This is a genomic window from Pseudobutyrivibrio sp. C4 (genome assembly GCF_900111635.1).
GTDB classification, from domain to species: Bacteria; Bacillota; Clostridia; order Lachnospirales; family Lachnospiraceae; genus Pseudobutyrivibrio; species Pseudobutyrivibrio ruminis.
In genome coordinates this window covers 51213-68146 of record NZ_FOHF01000008.1, presented here as the reverse complement: position 1 = coordinate 68146, position 16934 = coordinate 51213, and the positions used below count along the sequence as shown (strand labels likewise).

The following is a 16934-nucleotide window of genomic DNA, read 5'->3' as shown; positions in this document are numbered from 1 at the left end:
AAATACCGCTAGGAGCTTTTTGTATCTTCTTTTAGTTTTTAAATGAATGAATAGGTGCTGGGATTCTTCCCTGACGATTTACAAAATCAGCACATGAGAATTTGTTAACTGGCATGATTGGAGCATATCCAAAGAGACCACCAAACTCTACTGTATCGCCTACTCCCTTTCCGATTACAGGAATAAGACGAGCTGCTGTTGTCTTTTGATTTACCATACCGAGAGCCATTTCATCAGCAATCATACCCGAGATTGTTGTGGCTGGAGTATCACCAGGGATAGCAATCATATCAAGACCTACAGAACATACGCATGTCATGGCCTCAAGCTTCTCTAGAGTGATTGCACCTGCCTCTACTGAGTTAATCATACCCTGATCCTCTGAAACAGGAATAAAGGCACCAGAAAGACCTCCTACGTATGAGCTAGCCATAACGCCGCCCTTCTTAACCTGATCATTAAGCATAGCAAGAGCTGCTGTTGTACCAGGTGCACCTGCATACTCAAGACCGATTTCACAAAGGATATCTGCTACAGAATCGCCAATAGCTGGTGTTGGAGCAAGTGATAAATCGATGATTCCAAATGGAATGTTAAGACGCTTGCTTGCTTCCTGTGCTACAAGCTGACCAACACGTGTAACCTTGAATGCAGTCTTTTTGATTGTCTCGCAAAGAACTTCGAAGCTTTCACCTCTAACCTGCTCGAGAGCCTTCTTTACAACGCCTGGGCCAGAAACACCTACGTTGATAATAGCATCTGCTTCTGTTACGCCGTGGAAAGCGCCTGCCATGAATGGGTTGTCATCAGGGGCATTACAGAATACTACAAGCTTCATACAATCAACTGAATCTCTGTCCTTTGAACGGTCAGCAACCTGAAGAAGAATATCTCCCATAAGTCTGACAGCATCCATATTAATACCAGTTTTTGTGGAAGCTAAATTAACCGAGCTACAAACTCTTTCTGTTTCGCAAAGAGCCTGTGGAATTGAACGAATAAGTAATTCATCAGCTGTTGTCATTCCCTTTGAAACAAGAGCTGAGTAACCACCAATAAGATTTGCACCAACTGCTGCAGCTGCCTTGTCCATTGTGTGAGCCAAAGTAACAAAGTCCTCTGGTTTCTTGCAAGCTGCACCGCCAATTAAAGCCATTGGTGTAACAGAAATGCGTCTATTTACAATAGGAATACCGTAATCACTTTCAATTTCCTTTGCAACTTTATCTAAGTCCTTAGCAACTGTAGTGATACGGTTGTAAACCTTTTCATTAAGCTTATCTAAATCTGAATCTATACATTCTAAGAGACTGATTCCAATAGTAATAGTACGAACGTCGAGGGTCTGCTCCTCAACCATTTTGTTTGTCTCAAGTACTTCCTGTAGATTAACCATATTCCCTCCTATAATCTGTGCATTGCGTTGAAGATGTCTTCCTTCTGAGCTTTAATCTGAACTCCGATTTCATCTCCAAGCTTTTCCAAATCACACTGAATATCGTCAAAAGCACGTGAGCTTGAATTGATATCTACAATCATCATCATATTGAAGAAGCCTTGAACTATAGTTTGAGTAATATCCAACACATTAACACCGCTCTCTGCCAGATAAGTACAAATACGTGCAATAATACCTACTGTATCTTTGCCAACTACAGTAATAATAACCTTATTCTCCATCTTTTCCTCCTATAGTCCATTATCTACTAGTTATATAACCACCAACTGGGAAACCTCGCTGCGACTTGCAACTGTGATATTGAAATCATTTCCCTTGTATGGAGTGGTTTCATCCATGGTAACTTCGAGTCGGACAGTCTCGTAAGCTAAATCTGGATAGTTATTTTCATGGCTTAAATGCCCTAAAAATACATGTTTAATGTTGTCATTTAAAACCTTGCTTAAAAGCTTACCGCTGGTTTCATTTGACAGATGACCATAATTTCCAAGAATTCTTTGTTTTAAATGATATGGATATGACCCAACTTCTAGCATGTGGATATCGTGATTGGCCTCTAATAGCATAGCATCAAGGCCTGTTAAATTCTCCACAATATTGTTGTCATAATACCCTAAGTCAGTGCAGACTGCAACCTTAGATTTATCATTTTCTATACGATATGCAACTGGATCAGCCGCGTCATGGCTGATGTGGAATGGGTGAATTTTAAGACTACCTAAGACGAAGTCCTCATTGGGCTTGATAACATGAAAAAGAGTGTCATCGATAGCCCCAAGGCTCTTCATAGAACGTATTGCTCTGATGGTACCAGCTGTAGCATAAATTGGGATGTGATATTTACGAGAAATAACACCAAGACCAGAAACATGATCTGAGTGTTCGTGGGTCACAAGAAGACCAGCCATATCGGCTGTGGTGTAATCGTACTGATTCATACCTGCTTCTATGCGTTTTCCAGAAATACCAGCGTCAATCATTACGTGGGTGCTACTGTCACCCACGCAAATGCAATTACCGCTGCTACCACTTGCAATACTAAAAAAATCCATTACTAAAATACTTCCTTACTAACTTTCGCTCCATCTAATTTCGACTTCATCGCCGGCGTTAAGATCCTTAGCATAGCCGCATGGCTGACCATTGACCTTTGTAATAAGCTGTCTGCCGCCGCCTGTACTTGGGTCGAAATTGATGAGATTGTATACATCTACAAAGATGTAATCCCTTTTACCTGCCAAGACCATGTTCTTGCCATTGACCTTGATAGGGATTTCAACGGTTTCGATTTTCATTCTTGTTCGAGCATCCTCTGCTGGTGCCTCAGGTGCTGCTGGAGCTTCGTAATCCTCTGGCAAGCCTTCTGAATCATCAACAAGATAATCTGCTCTGTATGCGATTTGATTTGTAGTTGTCCACTCGATTGCAAAGTTTTCGTATACAAGGGATTCCTTGCTAGATGGACGGTTGTTTACAAGGATTTCGTATCTGTCATCGATTGTAACATCCATAAACTCTGCCAACTGGCCAACTGTGTAGAATGGTCGAGTCTCGATAACATCTCCATCCTTAACTGAATATGTAGGTGGTTCCATAGAACCATTAACCTCAACAAACTTTGGACACTTAACTCTGTGTCCACAAACATTGAAGTATAGATACTCTGTAGTGAACTCTGCCAAATCAGCAATTGTACCACGTCCACCTTCACCAACTGTAGAAGGCACAACTGTAACATCTGCATTAAACTCAAGCGGTGTGTTGATTCCAACTGATTTGCCATTCATAGTAACAACTGCAGATTCCCCCTCTGTACCACGAATCATGCGTGATACGCCATTGACTGTGAAATTGATTTCACGGCCACGTCTTGGGAACAACTGGTCAGCAGAGAAGCCTGCCTGCATAGCTGCATCTACAATTGTAAGCTGTCCATTATCATAAAGCTTCATCATTTCACCGTTGAAGTGAATCATAATGAAGTTGTTCTTTGTCTCGTAGTAATTCAAGCAGATACCGATTGGTGTAACAAGGAGCGAATCCTTTGTGATATCCTCCTGCTCAAATACGATGTTTTTCATAACCTCTTCGCCACGAAGAGCAACACGCTCTGGCACGATTTTAAGATCAGCTGCAAGTGCTTCTGTAAAGCCGTGAATTTTACCGCCACCACCAACAACAAATGCTGCTGATACTGATTTGCCACCGTTAAGCTCTTTAATCTTTTCTGCAACCTCAGAAGCGATTTTCTTCATAACAGGATCTGTAAGCTTCCAAACATCCTCTGATTTGATGGTATGGCTAAGACCCATAATATCCTCGTATGTGATTTCTCCACCTTCGGTAGAAGCGCGCTTAATTTGCTCTGCTGTAGCAAAATCTACAAGGTATTCATGTACCAAAACTTCTGTAAGCTCATCACCAGCCATAGGAATCATGCCATATGCGATGATGCTTCCATCTCTGGTGACACAGATATCGGATGTACCTGCACCAACATCGATAAGGGCAATATTAAGCATTCTGAAGCTCTGTGGGATTGCAACATTGATAGCTGCAATAGGCTCCAATGTAAGGTTGGCAACTGAAAGATCAGCCTTGCCAACAGCTGAATAAAGACCATCAACTACATCCTCTGGAAGGAATGTTACGATTATGTCCTCTCCGATTGTATCGGCCTTGTGGTCCTCAAGGGATGTGAAAACATCTCCGTTTAAGTAATATTTAACAGTAGAATAACCTACACAGAAGAACTTGTATTTATTGTCCTCGTCGCCTTTGATTTCCTTACCAGCCTGCTCGATACCCATCATATCAAGTGTATGTAAATCCTCTCCGGTAACAACTGTTTCCTCTGGAAATTCCAACTCTACGTGAGTTGTGATTGTACGAAGCACACGACCAGCGGCAGCGATACATACTTCTGATAATGTAAGACCTGTCTGTGCTTCAAGGTCCTTTTTCACCTCATCGCAAGTAGCACCTACTCGGCCAATGTCATGAATCTGACCGTCAAGCATAGCTCTGGTATCGTGTTCTCTAAGATTTTGAGCGATAACATGGAATTCATCGCCATCAAGATATCCTACTGTACCAATGACATTTCTGGTACCAATATCAAGTCCAAATACAATATCTTTCTTCTCCATATAAGTTACTCTCCTCGGGAATTATTCGTGAATAATCTGGCGCAACTGAGCAAGTGTTTGCTCCTTTGTGCCACTGTTGTCTATGATTCTGTTGCAGTGAGCTCTGAAGCTCTCCTCACTGCGTTGTGTACTGATTGTTTTTGCGATTCTTTCTTTAGAATATCCGCGAGTCTCCATAAGGCGTTTTTCCCTTACTTCCTGGCTTGCATAGATATACCACATCTCATCCACAAGTTTACCATAACCGCATTCTATGAGCAATGCAGCTTCAAAGAAAAAATACTCTATATTGTGCTTTTCTTTCTCAGCTTCTACTTGATTTAGTACTTCTGTTTGTACTGCTGGATGCACTATTCCATTAACTGCCTCTCGAAGACTGTTGTCAGCAAACATAAACTTTGCCATCTTAGGTCTGTCGATTTCCCCCTGTGGGTCTAAGATGCTCTCTGGCCATGGCAACGCCACCACCTTATCAAAGCACTCCTTACCAGGCCTCATCAACTCTGCAGCAACTAAATCTGCCAACAAGACCTTACAATTAAAGTTTTCCTCTAGTAAAGAGAGCACCGTGCTCTTACCAGCACCGATGCCCCCTGTGATTCCGATAAATTTCATTAATGTGCCTCTGCCCAATTCATTCCGGTTTTCATATCGATTTCCAAATCAACTGCCAGTGAAGCAGCATGCTCCATCTCTTCTGCAACAAGCTTTTCAACCTGTGCCTGCTCGTCCTTGAATGTCTCAATAAGGAGCTCATCATGAACCTGAAGCAATAGCTTTGATTTGAGCTTTTCTTTTAATAATCTGTCATGAACATTTACCATGGCAATCTTGATAATATCTGCAGCTGTTCCCTGGATAGGGGAGTTCATAGCCACTCTCTCACCAAACTGTCTTGTCATAAAGTTTGATGATTTAAGCTCTGGGATAGGACGACGTCTGCCGTACATAGTGGTAACATAGCCCTTTTCATTGCCCTCAGCCTTTAATCCTTCCAAAAATGTGTGCATCTTTGGATATGCCAAGAAGTAATTATCAATGTATTCCTGAGCTTCTTTTCTGCCAACTCCGATGTCCTTTGCAAGACCGAATGCGCTGATTCCATAAACGATTCCGAAGTTTACAGCCTTGGCGCTGCGGCGCTGGATATCTGTAACCTCATCGAATGGAGTGTTAAACACAAGTGAGGCTGTTGAACGGTGAATGTCCTGTCCAGCCTTGAATGCCCCGATAAGATTGTCATCCCCAGACATATGTGCCAATACTCGAAGCTCAATCTGAGAGTAATCCGCATCGATGAATACGCAGCCATCCTTTGGATAAAATACCTTGCGGATTTCACGGCCAAGCTCCATTCTAACTGGGATGTTTTGAAGGTTTGGCTCAGTAGAGCTGATTCGTCCTGTAGCTGTAACTGTCTGCATAAATGTAGAACGAATTCTTCCGTCTGAATCTAAGCAATTTGCAAGGCCATCTGCATATGTGCTCTTAAGCTTTGCAAGCTGTCTGTACTCTAAAATATCGTTGATGATTGGATTTGCAGGAGCAAGCTCTTCAAGAATATCTGCAGCTGTAGAATAGCCAGTTTTAGTCTTCTTGCCACCCTGGATTCCAAGCTTTTCAAACAAAATTACGCCAAGCTGCTTAGGAGAATTGATATTGAACTCCTCGCCAGCCTGCTCATAAATGCTCTTTTCAAGCTCTGTGATACGCACTGCAAGCTTGCTTCCGTATGCTGATAAGGCCTCAGCGTCCATTGCAATACCTGCAATTTCCATATCAAACAATGTGTAAACTAAAGGAAGCTCAATATCCTCGTAGATATGAAGCATTCCCTGGTCTTTAATTTCAGAAATAACCTTTTCATATGAAGCGTAAGCTACATAAGCATTGTAACAAGCGTATGTTGTAATGTGCTCAAGCTCTGAATCGTCTTCTAAGGCTATCTCAAGCTTTTTCTTGCCAAACAAATCTGCCACTGCAGGAATGATTACGCCAAGCATCTCGCTTGCCACGTCATCTGCTGTATATGCATTCTTTGTAGGGTTTAGAAGATATGCTGCCACTGCGACATCGCAGGCAGTAGGGAAAATCTCAGCCTTACCACCATTAGCATCTACCTGTGCTTTTTCCTCTGATGAGAATAGCTGATAGATGATGTGCATCGCATTCTTTAAATCCCAGAAGCAAAGCTTTACGCCTGCCTTGCTGATTTCTACAAGTTTGTGCCCCAAATAATCAGGAGTAATAAAGCCTGCGCAATCAACATAGACAGTCTCGTCTCCTACAGAAAGAGCTACCCCCTTTATAGATTTATCTGCACCAGCCATAATGCTTGCGCCGATAAAGTCTTTTCCACTTTTGCTTAAACCTGCAAAGAAGTTTTCCACATCTGAAAGGTCACTGATGTGCTTAAATGTCTCAGATGTTGTGTCCTGAACCTTTGAAGTATCAGTATTTTCAAATCTTGGAAGAAGCTTTTTAAGCTCATAACGCTTACAGAGAAGATATGCCTCCTCTGTGAATAAGTTTTCAAGCTTTGTAGAGCCTTCCTCAAGCTCGATTGGAGCGTGTACATTAATAGTAGCAAGCTCCTTTGATAAAACTGCTATATCCCATTGAGCAATGAAATTATCAAGGACTTTTCCCTTTTTCATTTCATCCACATGGGCATGGCACTCTTCGATTGAGCCATACTGGGCAATCCACTTTTCAGCTGTCTTTGGACCAACGCCCTCAACGCCAGGAATATTATCGCTGGCATCACCCTGAAGTGCCTTTACATCTATAAACTGCTTTGGTGTAACACCGTATGTTTCCTTAACATCCGCAGCGTAATACTGCTCGATTTCAGTGCCGCCCTTTTTTGTCTTTGGAATTGAAATCTTTACTTTGTCTGTAGCTAGCTGGAGAAGATCTCTATCTCCAGAAACGATAGTTACATCGAATCCCTTTTCCTCACCAATTCTAGAAAGAGTTCCAAGAATATCGTCTGCTTCCCAGCCCTCTAATGTGATTACAGGCACCCCCATGGCTTTAAGCATTTCCTGAATACGAGGAATCTGCTCTTTAAGCTCTGGAAGCATTGGCTTTCTAGTGCCCTTATATGCATCATACATTTTGTGGCGGAATGTTGGAGCTGAAACATCAAATGCAACAGCAAAATTGTCAGGCTTCTCATCATCTATAAACTTGAGCATCATATTCAGGAAGCCAAAAATGGCTCCTGTATGCTCGCCCTGACTATTTGTAAGATCTGGAACACCATAGAATGCACGGTTGGCAATACTATGGCCGTCAATCAATAATAATTTTCCCATTAAATGTCTCTTGTCTCCTTAGCAAGCCAAGCGTATTCCTCGTCGGTTAAGTATGGCTTAAGTGTTTCACGAACAAATGCGTGATATTCATTAAGAGTCTTCTTTTCTGCCTCTGTCATCATCTCTGGGATAACTGGATCAAGGTCGATTGGGCAAACTGTAAGTGACTCGAAGTGACGGAAATCACCGTACTCTGTTGTCTCACCAGCTACACAAAGAAGCTCATTTTCAATTCTGATACCGAAGCCGTCTTCGATGTAAAGACCTGGCTCGTCTGTTGTAATCATTCCAGGCTGAAGCTCTGCAGCATTCTTACCCTGTGGAACTCTCCAACGGAAGTTGTTTGGTCCCTCGTGAACATTAAGGATATGGCCAACACCGTGACCTGTACCGCAACGATAATCAAGTCCCATATCCCAAACTGGGCCACGTGAAAGTACATCAAGGTTTGCTCCTGTAACTCCCTTAGGGAAGTTTGCAGCCATAAGTCTTAAGTGGCAACGAAGAACTACTGTGTAGTACTCCTTCATCTGCTGTGTAAGCTCACCAAGTGCGATTGTTCTAGTGATATCTGTAGTACCTTCAAGGTAGTGGGCTCCTGAATCAACAAGAAGGAATCCTTCTGGCTTAAGTGTTGCTTCTGAACCTGGCTTAGCGCTGTAGTGCATCATTGCAGCGTTTGGACCATATGCTGAAATTGTATTAAATGATAAATCTACAAAGTGCTCCTGCTCGCGACGTCTTGCTTCAAAGTAATCTGAAGCTGTGATTTCTGTCATTGGCTCCTTTGTAATGTTTTCTTTGATGTATTTGATAGCCTTTGTGCAAGCTACACCATCTTTGATATGAGCTAATCTTGTGTTCTTAATTTCTGTCTCGTTCTTAACTGCACGCATAAGCTCTGAAGGGTTCTTGCCATCGATAATCTTTGCTGAGCCCTTTAATGCCTTAACGATGTTGTAGTTAACGATTTCCTGATCAAGAAGGATTCGTCTGTCTGCCATATCAGCGCTCTGCATGTAATGGTAAACCATGTCGTATGGATAAAGCTTAACGCTGTTGTCATTGAGGTAGCTCATAGCCTCCTCTGGCCAATTTGTTGTGTCTGTAAATAAGATTACGCTATCATCTGTTATAAGAAGGAATGAAAGGAAAACTGGTACGTTTGCAATATCATTTCCTCTGAGATTAAGAATATATGCGATATCATAAAGGCTTGTTACTAAATGAGCATCTGCCTTTTTCTTTTTCATCTTTTCGCGAATGCGGTAAATCTTTGCCTGCATGCTCTCACCTGAGAACTCATCCTCAAGTACCCATGTTGTAGCCTTTGGAAGCTCTGGTCTGTCTTCCCAGATAATATCAACTAAATCCTCTGTTGTAGCAAGCTCTCCGCCCTTGTCCTGAGCAATATCAAAATACATTGCTGCATTCTTTGCTGATACGCATCTGCCATCAAATCCAAGACATCCTCCCTCAGGGAAGTTCTTCTCGATAAACTCTTCTACCTCTGGAACCTTTGGCTCACCCATTTTTTCAAGGATAACCTCTGAGCCTGCAATCTGCTTTGCAGCCTGTACAAAGTAGCGTCCATCTGTCCAAAGATGTGCCTCTGTCTTTGTGATGACTGCTGTTCCTGCTGAACCTGTAAAGCCTGTCATAAAGCTACGAGCCTTAAAGTGCTCTCCTACATATTCTGATGAATGAAAGTCATCTGTTGGAATCAGGTAAAGATCGATTCCTCTTTCATTCATTAATTCTCTAAGTTTTGCGATTTTCTCATTTGTTGTCATTATCTTTTTTTCTCCAAATTACTTTTTTCTTTATTGAGCTTTTGCTCTTTATCTTTTATGTCTTCTGATGTTTCATCAGAGATTTTTTCATTTTCCTGCTTGCTTGTATCTATTGTTGTAAGCATGTCAAAGAAGTACTGGCCCTGCTCAGAAAGCTCCTCTTCTTCCCAGTCAGCTGTTTTGTCGCAGTCTGAACTAATCAAAGCAGAACCTTCTGCCTTATTTGAAAGATTCCAGATGCAAGATGAAAGCTGATACTCATCGATAATATCCTGCCATTTAGCAGCTTCCTTTGTATCAACTGAGCCATCACCATCTGCAGAAACAAAACCGTACTCTGAAATGAATACTGGAAGGCCTGCATCTAAAGCGTCTGTAAGTGTATTTCTAGCGCTGGATTTGTGTGTGCCAGCATAGAAATGATATGTGTACATGATGTTGTCATAGTCAAGTGGAGCTTCCATAACTGAATCAAGGTCACTAGACCAGTTTGGAGTACCAACCAAAATAACTGCATCACTATCAACATTTCTGATTACAGGGATTACTTCGTTGGCATATTCACAAATGTCTTCCCATGTAGTGTCACCGTTTGGCTCATTGCAAATCTCGTAGATAACATTTTCGTTGTCTTCGTATTTACGAACCATCTCTCCAAAGAACTGGATAGCCTGAGCTTTATATTCGTTTGGATTGCTGTCGTTTAAGATGTGCCAGTCAATGATGACATACATATCATTTTCTGTTGCAGCTTCAACTGCAGCATCGATGTTGTCCTTTAATGTATTTTGAACATCCTCTCCTGCCACGCAATAGCCATTGTAATCGCTTGTGTACATAGCGAGGCGGATAACATTGATTCCCCAGTTATTTCTAAGAGATTTGATAGTCTCTGGTGTGACATATTCTGGATACCAGCTAAGTCCATGTGAGCTGACGCCTGTAAGCACTGCTACATCCCCTGACTCGTCTACAAGCTTGCCATCCTCTACATGAAGGGCACCATAATAATCAAGTGAGACACCTGTAGTAGCTGCTGTAGTCTCTGGCTCTTCTGGCTCTTCTTCAACAGGCTCTTCTGGCTCTTCTACCTTTTCTACCTCTTTTTGAAGCTCTTCCTCTTTAGCAGTAGCCTCCTTAACCTTTTCAGCTTCTGGCTCCTCAGCAACCTGCGGCTCCTCTTCCTGCTTTTCAGTTACTTCCCAAGGAAATACCACACTGCCCTTGGCATAGCTTACTCCAAATACTCCAGCGATAATTGCTATCGCAAGAATTATTATTAACAATACTGTTCTGAATTTCTGCTTTTTTGAAACCATACCATTCTCCTTATTTTAAATTTAGTCGAAAGTTACAGCAGCCTCTCCATTGTGAGCATACTGAATATAATCATAGAGGCGTGAACTGGTTAAAAGATCTGTAGCCTCAAGGTCAAAATCGTAATCAGCAAAATCCACTTCTTCGATAAACTTATCTAACTCCTCATTGCTAAGTGAGTTTACATATTCTTTTATTTCTACAATTGTTTTTCCTGTTAAATCGTACATACATAACCTCTTTTCTATAAAACATTCTTCTTAAGATTATAGTACATTCTCCCCTTTTAAAAAAGAATGTTTTTGTTGTGAAACTCGTTGTAGTCTGTTATCATATATGATAACATTATAGTATCGAATTGGTGGGTAGCTAATGAAGGAAAGATATTCAGATGGAATCATTTCATCTCAAGCCATAGCAGCCCGGCGTTCCATTGCAAAACAGCTTAAGGACGCACGCAAATCCCTGCATCTCACGCAGGAGGTATTAGCTGATATGGCCGGCACGAAAAAATCAAATATCTCCCGCATGGAAAGCGGTAAATACAATCCCTCATTGGATTTTCTAGTGAAGGTTGCAAATTCTATGGGTAAAGAAATAAACATACACTTGGATTGATAGGAAATTGTTATGAGAAAGAAACCAAAGCTTGCCAAAAACATTGATAAAGACGTTGTCTTATGCGAAATCACAAACAGAATAGTATCAAATCGTACTTCTAATCTACTTCTTCATGAATCAGTACCTTTTTCAAAGAATTGGCACCGTGTCCCATTCTTCAAGCGCAGAACTTACAATGGAGCCAGAAACGTCTGTGTTATTTCAATTAGTCGTACACAATATTCAAGAGCCCGCCGCGTCCTTAATCTTCTAGAAGACCGTGACTACAACAGACTCTTACTTAACATCATATAAAATGAGTGCCAGGTCTTTTAGAAACCTGGCACTTTTTTAATCTCTATTTCTTATTAATTTATATATACCTATTATAATTCCTCGTATCAGGGCGTATATCAAGAACATCAGCATAAAGCCCCACACGCCAAACACGATATCCTCAAACTCCATTGCTCCTGAGCCTGTAATCTTTTGCTCGATTTCGATGGCGAAGGTAAGAAGAAGAATTAACGTAAATACGTATATCCAACTGATTATAAGAACGTGACCTGTTTTGGCCAAAAGTGAGAAAATTGGCTGAACAACAAAAATCATAGCCATGCCAATTGCGCCAATCACAAGGAAATGTAGCTCTTTATCTGTGAAATTTGCCTCATATGCATCATTCAGAGAAAGAAGATATGTGTGCATGTCGTTAATAAAATCCAAAATAGCGTATAAAAAGGTGTTCATAGTATCTCTCCTTATGTTAGAATAATCCCTAGAAGCTTAATTATAAGCATACGTTCGGGAGGTAATCAAATGGGAAACATCATCGTCGCACAGTCGGGCGGACCAACTGTGGCAATCAACGCCAGTCTTGCTGGTGTTATCGAGGGAGCCTTGTCTTCTAAATACGACAAGATTTACGGTTCCATCAACGGAATTATCGGCATTAAGGATGACAACATCATCGACTTAACCGAAACAATAAAATCTGATTCTAATTTTCTAAAAAAACTTAAAGTTACTCCAGCCATGTACCTTGGCTCATGTCGTTTCAAGCTTCCAAGCGTCACTTCAAACGACCCTATCTATAATACCCTATTTCAGCAATTTAAAAAATATGATATCGAAGCATTTTTCTACATCGGTGGAAACGACTCCATGGATACTGTAGACAAACTTTCAGCATATGCAAAATCAATAGAATCTCCTATTAGATTTATCGGTGTGCCAAAGACAGTAGACAACGATTTGTGTGTAACAGATCATACTCCTGGTTTTGGTTCAGCTGCTAAATACATTGCTACCGCCACTATGGAAGTTATCTATGACGCTAAAATCTACAACTCTCCTAGTGTTACTATTATAGAAGTAATGGGACGAGATGCCGGATGGCTTACAGCTGCCACATCTCTTGCAAGAAATAACTGCTGCTGTGGACCAGATTTAATCTATCTTCCAGAGGTTCCATTTAACACAGAGGTATTTGTAAACGATTTATCTCGTCTTTTAAAGGAAAAGACAAATATAGTTGTAGCTGTATCCGAGGGAATTCGCGATGCTAATGGTGAATATATCTCTGCATCTACAGGCCAATTAGACAACTTTGGTCACGCACAGCTTTCAGGTGCCGGCAAGACTCTTGAATATATTGTAAAGGATAGACTTGGAGTAAAGGTTCGTTCAATAGAAGTAAACGTTTTACAAAGAGCTGCTGCTCATATGAGCTCACTTACTGATTTAAAAGAATCTGTAGAGCTTGGTAAGCACGGAGTACAGTATGCAGAAGAAGGTGTAACAGGTGCAATGGTAGTTCTTAACCGCACAAGTAACGCACCATACACTGTAGACTACAGCTATGCTACTATCCATGATATTGCAAACGAAGCAAAGGAAGTTCCTCAGGAATGGATTAATGAAAGCCACAACTGGGTTACAGATGAAATGGTAGAATACCTCAAGCCTCTAGTAATTGGGGAGCCTGAGCTTGAATACGAAAACGGACTTCCTGTTTATGTAACAAGATAATTTTGCACATTTCACAAAATTAACACTTACATTTTGTTGAAAATCATGTTATCATTGCTGACGCAACAAAAGATAATATGGTTTAATTGGAAACGACACATCCTCCGGATGATAACGAACAACACATGTATTTTTAATGTATTATTCATTATCAGAAGGAGGATTTATTATGCCTAAAAACAAATTTCATGACGTAGTATTTACAATAATCATGGCTACAATTATGGTTTACGGAATGGTAGTTTACAACGTTGCCTTAAACACAGGAGGAGTTACAGGACAGACATTCTTTTTAGCACTTCATGAGCTTCCTATCATGGTGCCTATCGCATTCATCCTTGAGTTTTTCATTGTTGGTAAGATTGCACGTGCTCTTGCATTCTCTGTAATGAGACCTACTGACAGACCTCAGTTCATTACATACGCTATTTCAATTTGCATTTGCTGCATCATGTGCCCAACAATGAGCCTTGTAGCTACTATCCTTTTCAAGGATACTCATACATTTGGAACATGGGTACAGACATGGGCTATGAACTTCCCAATGGCACTTCTTTATCAGTTGTTCTATTGTGGACCATTTGTAAGACTTATTTTCAGAACTATTTTCAGAGAGAAGAAAGTAGAAACTTCTAATGAAAGCGAAGCTGTTGAGGCTGCGTAAGATTTATAGGGATTAAGATAAGAGCTGTCACATTTAAAATGTGGCAGCTCTTTTTGTTCTTGCTTTTGGATCGCAGCATGTGGGGTTGTGGCTGTTCTCTTTTTTACATGCCGCTATTTAGGGCTAGATTTTTCTATAAATAATTATTATTCTGATGTTTCAAAGGTATATGTATCAGATATTGTTAATCCATCGTCACCTTCTATAGCTACATTAACAGTAACACTTTCTGCTGAAGATTCAGCAAAACCAACTCCTACAGTATATTCTGTACTTGTGGTTCCATTTTCATCTGCAACAACAAAGGAAAAAGCCCACAAAAACCTACGCTCTATTGGCGGTTTTATTATTTATGTCATCGAAATCTAATAATTCAAAATCAGTTACAGGCATAGGTTTATAAAAATAATATCCTTGCATTTGTTCACAATCTATATTTAAAAGAAATTGAGCCTGTTCTTTGGTTTCGACACCTTCAGCAATAAAGTTGAATTTAAGCTGCAAAAGCATTTTGATTATATAGTTAATAATGATTTTGCTTTTTTCTTTGTTCTTCTCGTCCTTTAAAAAGATGTAATCTAGCTTTATTCCGTCAACAGGAACCTCTTTAAGCATATTTAATGAAGAATAGCCACTACCAAAATCATCCATTTCAACAATAAAACCATATTTTTGAAGGGCAGTAGTTGTTTTTAGTAGAAGCTCAGTATCTTCAACATATGCGCTTTCAGTAATTTCAATCCTTAGCTGCGACGGTGCGATATCATACTTTCGTATTAGATTGTTGAAATAGTCCGCAATGTTGTTATTTTTTTCAATGTCATAACGTGATAAGTTTACCGAAATGGAATGTTGGATACCTTTTTCATTCCATCTATGGAGGTCTTGACATACTTTATCCCATATTAAGCAATCTAAATCATAGATAAGCCCTGCTTGTTCCAACATAGGTATAAATATGCCAGGACTTATCCAGCCTAACTTTTCGTGCTTCCAACGGCACAATGCCTCGGCACCAACTATTTTGCCTGTCTTATAATTAACTTGTGGTTGGTACCATACTTGTATTTCATTATTCTTTACGGCTGTTGAAAAATGACCACAGATGTCGGCAATCATTTTAGCTTTTTCCCATTGGTCAGTATTGTATATTTCATATCCCCCACCTGAGACAGAATTGCGAGCTTTCTTTTCTGCTAAATGGGCATAATCCAACATCTTATCAACATTAATATCTGAGTAATCATCACTTGTTAGAACGTATACACCACTGCATAACTGGACTGTATAGTCGATACCCTGATTTATATAATAGTTTTTTACAGGTTCAAATACAGTCTTTTCTTGATTGAAAAGATTATTGTCATCTGGAACTAGAGCTAAAACTGCAAAATGATCAGCCCCTATTCTTGCAACAGCTTCTTTTTCAGACAGGTAATTCATTGTTTTATCAGCCCAGAAAACTAAAAGTTCATCACCTGAATTCATACCCATTTTATCGTTTATAAATTTAAAGTTTTTAATATTGTTATAAGATATTAAATACGTTAAAGTTGGGTTCTCCCTTAATAGCGTTTTAACTTTTTTACGGAAACCATCAAGACTTAAGGTTCCAGTAAGAGCATCATACTCAATTAATTGGCGGATTTGCTCATCTTGCTCTTTTCTTATTGCATATTGTTTTGAAACGAAATGCAGAATAATAAAAACCAATAATAATCCAAATATAATGATTAGATTGCCATAGATATATAAGTAGTCAAAGAAATCATTTTTATACAGACGCCGAGATGTATAATCCAATATAATCGCCTGACGTTGATTATCATTAATCTTAGAAATGCCCACATTAATCTGGTTTATTAGCTCCTGATTTTGAGGGGTATCAACAGCACCAACTCTAAAATCCATTGAGAACATTGTTGTTGGTTGAACTTCTAAATCTGAATATGATGGTTTTTGAAGCACATAACTCCATACATAAGAGTTGTAAAGTAATGCGTCAACATCACCTTTTCGAAGAGCATTCACACAATCAGGCATAGTTTCATACAAAACAAGATTCATACTTGGATACAAAGTGTGAACAGTATCAGCAACACCTGCCATTGATTGTAGCATTCCAACCTTTATTTGTTCTAAAGATTGAATGTAACCGCTACTCAAAGTGACAAGCGTGAAAGGTGTTGTCATAAGATTATCTGATATGATTGAAGGTTGTCCTGAGGTACTTTTTATAGAACTGCCAAAAGGCATTACCAAATCATAATTAGGGTTGTCTAGTGCCTCTTTTAATGTGGATTCCTCTATAACCCTAAAATCAACACTATAACCAGCATTTTCTGCCGCAAGACGCATTAAATCAATTCCAATACCTACAATATCGTTATCTTTGGATGAATTATCAATATAAAATAGAGGGCATCTATCCGAAGGCACACCAACTATTATAGTTTCGTTAGCAGATAAATCTGTAGCCAAAACTGCCTCATTAAACAGGGAAGCAATCATTAATGAAATAAGTAGAAGTACTATTATATTAATTTTTGGAAATGTCTTCATATTAAACCAATCCTTGTAAAAATAATATTTTTTAAAAAG

The 16934-nt window shown here is 39.9% G+C and carries 16 protein-coding genes; 4 read left to right on the top strand and 12 right to left on the bottom strand.

The window, feature by feature from the left end; translation table 11 throughout:
- Window positions 1–31: 31 nt before the first annotated feature.
- Genes BMY66_RS11820 through BMY66_RS11780 form a run of 9 tightly spaced genes read right to left on the bottom strand, consistent with a single transcriptional unit; the run spans window position 32 to window position 11268 of the window.
- Entirely contained in the window at window positions 32–1396 is a 1365-nt protein-coding gene (locus BMY66_RS11820) for a PFL family protein (protein ID WP_074790153.1), read from the bottom strand.
- An 8-nt stretch (window positions 1397–1404) separates the two neighbouring features.
- Window positions 1405–1680 carry an ACT domain-containing protein gene (locus BMY66_RS11815; RefSeq protein ID WP_033151571.1) on the bottom strand — a complete coding sequence of 92 codons (276 nt, stop codon included), beginning with the start codon at window positions 1678–1680 and terminating at the stop codon, window positions 1405–1407.
- Between the two features lie 30 nt (window positions 1681–1710).
- Entirely contained in the window at window positions 1711–2511 is an 801-nt protein-coding gene (locus BMY66_RS11810; protein ID WP_090395310.1) for an MBL fold metallo-hydrolase, read from the bottom strand.
- Window positions 2512–2529: 18 nt separating this feature from the next.
- Window positions 2530–4608, bottom strand: a complete 2079-nt coding sequence (locus tag BMY66_RS11805; RefSeq protein ID WP_090395309.1) for a cell division FtsA domain-containing protein — start codon at window positions 4606–4608, stop codon at window positions 2530–2532.
- Window positions 4609–4629: 21 nt separating this feature from the next.
- Window positions 4630–5223: a dephospho-CoA kinase gene (coaE, locus tag BMY66_RS11800; RefSeq protein ID WP_090395308.1), complete on the bottom strand. Its 594-nt coding sequence runs from the start codon at window positions 5221–5223 to the stop codon at window positions 4630–4632.
- A complete protein-coding gene (gene polA / locus BMY66_RS11795; protein WP_090395307.1) occupies window positions 5223–7928 on the bottom strand; it encodes a DNA polymerase I in 2706 nt (901 codons plus the stop codon). Before polA ends, coaE begins: the two co-directional genes overlap by 1 nt.
- Complete coding sequence (locus tag BMY66_RS11790; protein WP_090395306.1) at window positions 7928–9721, bottom strand: aminopeptidase P family protein; 1794 nt, start codon at window positions 9719–9721, stop codon at window positions 7928–7930. The genes polA and BMY66_RS11790 overlap by 1 nt, the downstream gene beginning before the upstream one ends.
- Window positions 9721–11040, bottom strand: coding sequence for a glycoside hydrolase family 5 protein (locus tag BMY66_RS11785; RefSeq protein WP_090395305.1), 1320 nt, complete (start codon window positions 11038–11040; stop codon window positions 9721–9723). Before BMY66_RS11785 ends, BMY66_RS11790 begins: the two co-directional genes overlap by 1 nt.
- 21 nt (window positions 11041–11061) lie before the next feature.
- Entirely contained in the window at window positions 11062–11268 is a 207-nt protein-coding gene (locus tag BMY66_RS11780; RefSeq protein WP_033151577.1) for a hypothetical protein, read from the bottom strand.
- Window positions 11269–11410: 142 nt separating this feature from the next.
- On the opposite strand from BMY66_RS11780, the gene BMY66_RS11775 reads away from it, so the two are divergent.
- Together BMY66_RS11775 and BMY66_RS11770 are read left to right on the top strand one after the other, a co-directional pair.
- A complete protein-coding gene (locus tag BMY66_RS11775) occupies window positions 11411–11656 on the top strand; it encodes a helix-turn-helix transcriptional regulator (RefSeq protein ID WP_033151578.1) in 246 nt (81 codons plus the stop codon).
- A gap of 12 nt (window positions 11657–11668) precedes the next feature.
- Window positions 11669–11953 carry a hypothetical protein gene (locus BMY66_RS11770; protein WP_090395304.1) on the top strand — a complete coding sequence of 95 codons (285 nt, stop codon included), beginning with the start codon at window positions 11669–11671 and terminating at the stop codon, window positions 11951–11953.
- Window positions 11954–11989: 36 nt separating this feature from the next.
- Here the strand turns inward: BMY66_RS11770 and BMY66_RS11765 are convergent, their stop codons facing one another.
- Complete coding sequence (locus BMY66_RS11765; protein WP_090395303.1) at window positions 11990–12388, bottom strand: hypothetical protein; 399 nt, start codon at window positions 12386–12388, stop codon at window positions 11990–11992.
- 69 nt (window positions 12389–12457) lie between these two features.
- On the opposite strand from BMY66_RS11765, the gene BMY66_RS11760 reads away from it, so the two are divergent.
- Together BMY66_RS11760 and BMY66_RS11755 are read left to right on the top strand one after the other, a co-directional pair.
- A complete protein-coding gene (locus BMY66_RS11760; RefSeq protein WP_090395302.1) occupies window positions 12458–13669 on the top strand; it encodes a 6-phosphofructokinase in 1212 nt (403 codons plus the stop codon).
- Between the two features lie 169 nt (window positions 13670–13838).
- Window positions 13839–14333, top strand: a complete 495-nt coding sequence (locus BMY66_RS11755) for a DUF2798 domain-containing protein (protein WP_090395301.1) — start codon at window positions 13839–13841, stop codon at window positions 14331–14333.
- 146 nt (window positions 14334–14479) lie between these two features.
- On the opposite strand, the gene BMY66_RS13845 is transcribed toward BMY66_RS11755, so the two are convergent.
- Both BMY66_RS13845 and BMY66_RS11750 read right to left on the bottom strand, forming a co-directional pair.
- On the bottom strand, window positions 14480–14653 hold the full coding sequence (locus BMY66_RS13845; protein ID WP_177175664.1) for a hypothetical protein: 174 nt from the start codon (window positions 14651–14653) through the stop codon (window positions 14480–14482).
- 4 nt (window positions 14654–14657) lie between these two features.
- Entirely contained in the window at window positions 14658–16895 is a 2238-nt protein-coding gene (locus tag BMY66_RS11750) for an EAL domain-containing protein (protein ID WP_090395300.1), read from the bottom strand.
- Window positions 16896–16934 lie beyond the last annotated feature (39 nt).

Bases quoted from the DNA above. Each gene is read 5' to 3' on its own strand.
- BMY66_RS11820 (WP_074790153.1), bottom strand. From the start codon at position 1,396: ATGGTTAATCTACAGGAAGTACTTGAGACAAACAAAATGGTTGAGGAG.
- BMY66_RS11815 (WP_033151571.1), bottom strand. From the start codon at position 1,680: ATGGAGAATAAGGTTATTATTACTGTAGTTGGCAAAGATACAGTAGGT.
- BMY66_RS11810 (WP_090395310.1), bottom strand. From the start codon at position 2,511: ATGGATTTTTTTAGTATTGCAAGTGGTAGCAGCGGTAATTGCATTTGC.
- BMY66_RS11805 (WP_090395309.1), bottom strand. From the start codon at position 4,608: ATGGAGAAGAAAGATATTGTATTTGGACTTGATATTGGTACCAGAAAT.
- coaE (WP_090395308.1), bottom strand. From the start codon at position 5,223: ATGAAATTTATCGGAATCACAGGGGGCATCGGTGCTGGTAAGAGCACG.
- polA (WP_090395307.1), bottom strand. From the start codon at position 7,928: ATGGGAAAATTATTATTGATTGACGGCCATAGTATTGCCAACCGTGCA.
- BMY66_RS11790 (WP_090395306.1), bottom strand. From the start codon at position 9,721: ATGACAACAAATGAGAAAATCGCAAAACTTAGAGAATTAATGAATGAA.
- BMY66_RS11785 (WP_090395305.1), bottom strand. From the start codon at position 11,040: ATGGTTTCAAAAAAGCAGAAATTCAGAACAGTATTGTTAATAATAATT.
- BMY66_RS11780 (WP_033151577.1), bottom strand. From the start codon at position 11,268: ATGTACGATTTAACAGGAAAAACAATTGTAGAAATAAAAGAATATGTA.
- BMY66_RS11775 (WP_033151578.1), top strand. From the start codon at position 11,411: ATGAAGGAAAGATATTCAGATGGAATCATTTCATCTCAAGCCATAGCA.
- BMY66_RS11770 (WP_090395304.1), top strand. From the start codon at position 11,669: ATGAGAAAGAAACCAAAGCTTGCCAAAAACATTGATAAAGACGTTGTC.
- BMY66_RS11765 (WP_090395303.1), bottom strand. From the start codon at position 12,388: ATGAACACCTTTTTATACGCTATTTTGGATTTTATTAACGACATGCAC.
- BMY66_RS11760 (WP_090395302.1), top strand. From the start codon at position 12,458: ATGGGAAACATCATCGTCGCACAGTCGGGCGGACCAACTGTGGCAATC.
- BMY66_RS11755 (WP_090395301.1), top strand. From the start codon at position 13,839: ATGCCTAAAAACAAATTTCATGACGTAGTATTTACAATAATCATGGCT.
- BMY66_RS11750 (WP_090395300.1), bottom strand. From the start codon at position 16,895: ATGAAGACATTTCCAAAAATTAATATAATAGTACTTCTACTTATTTCA.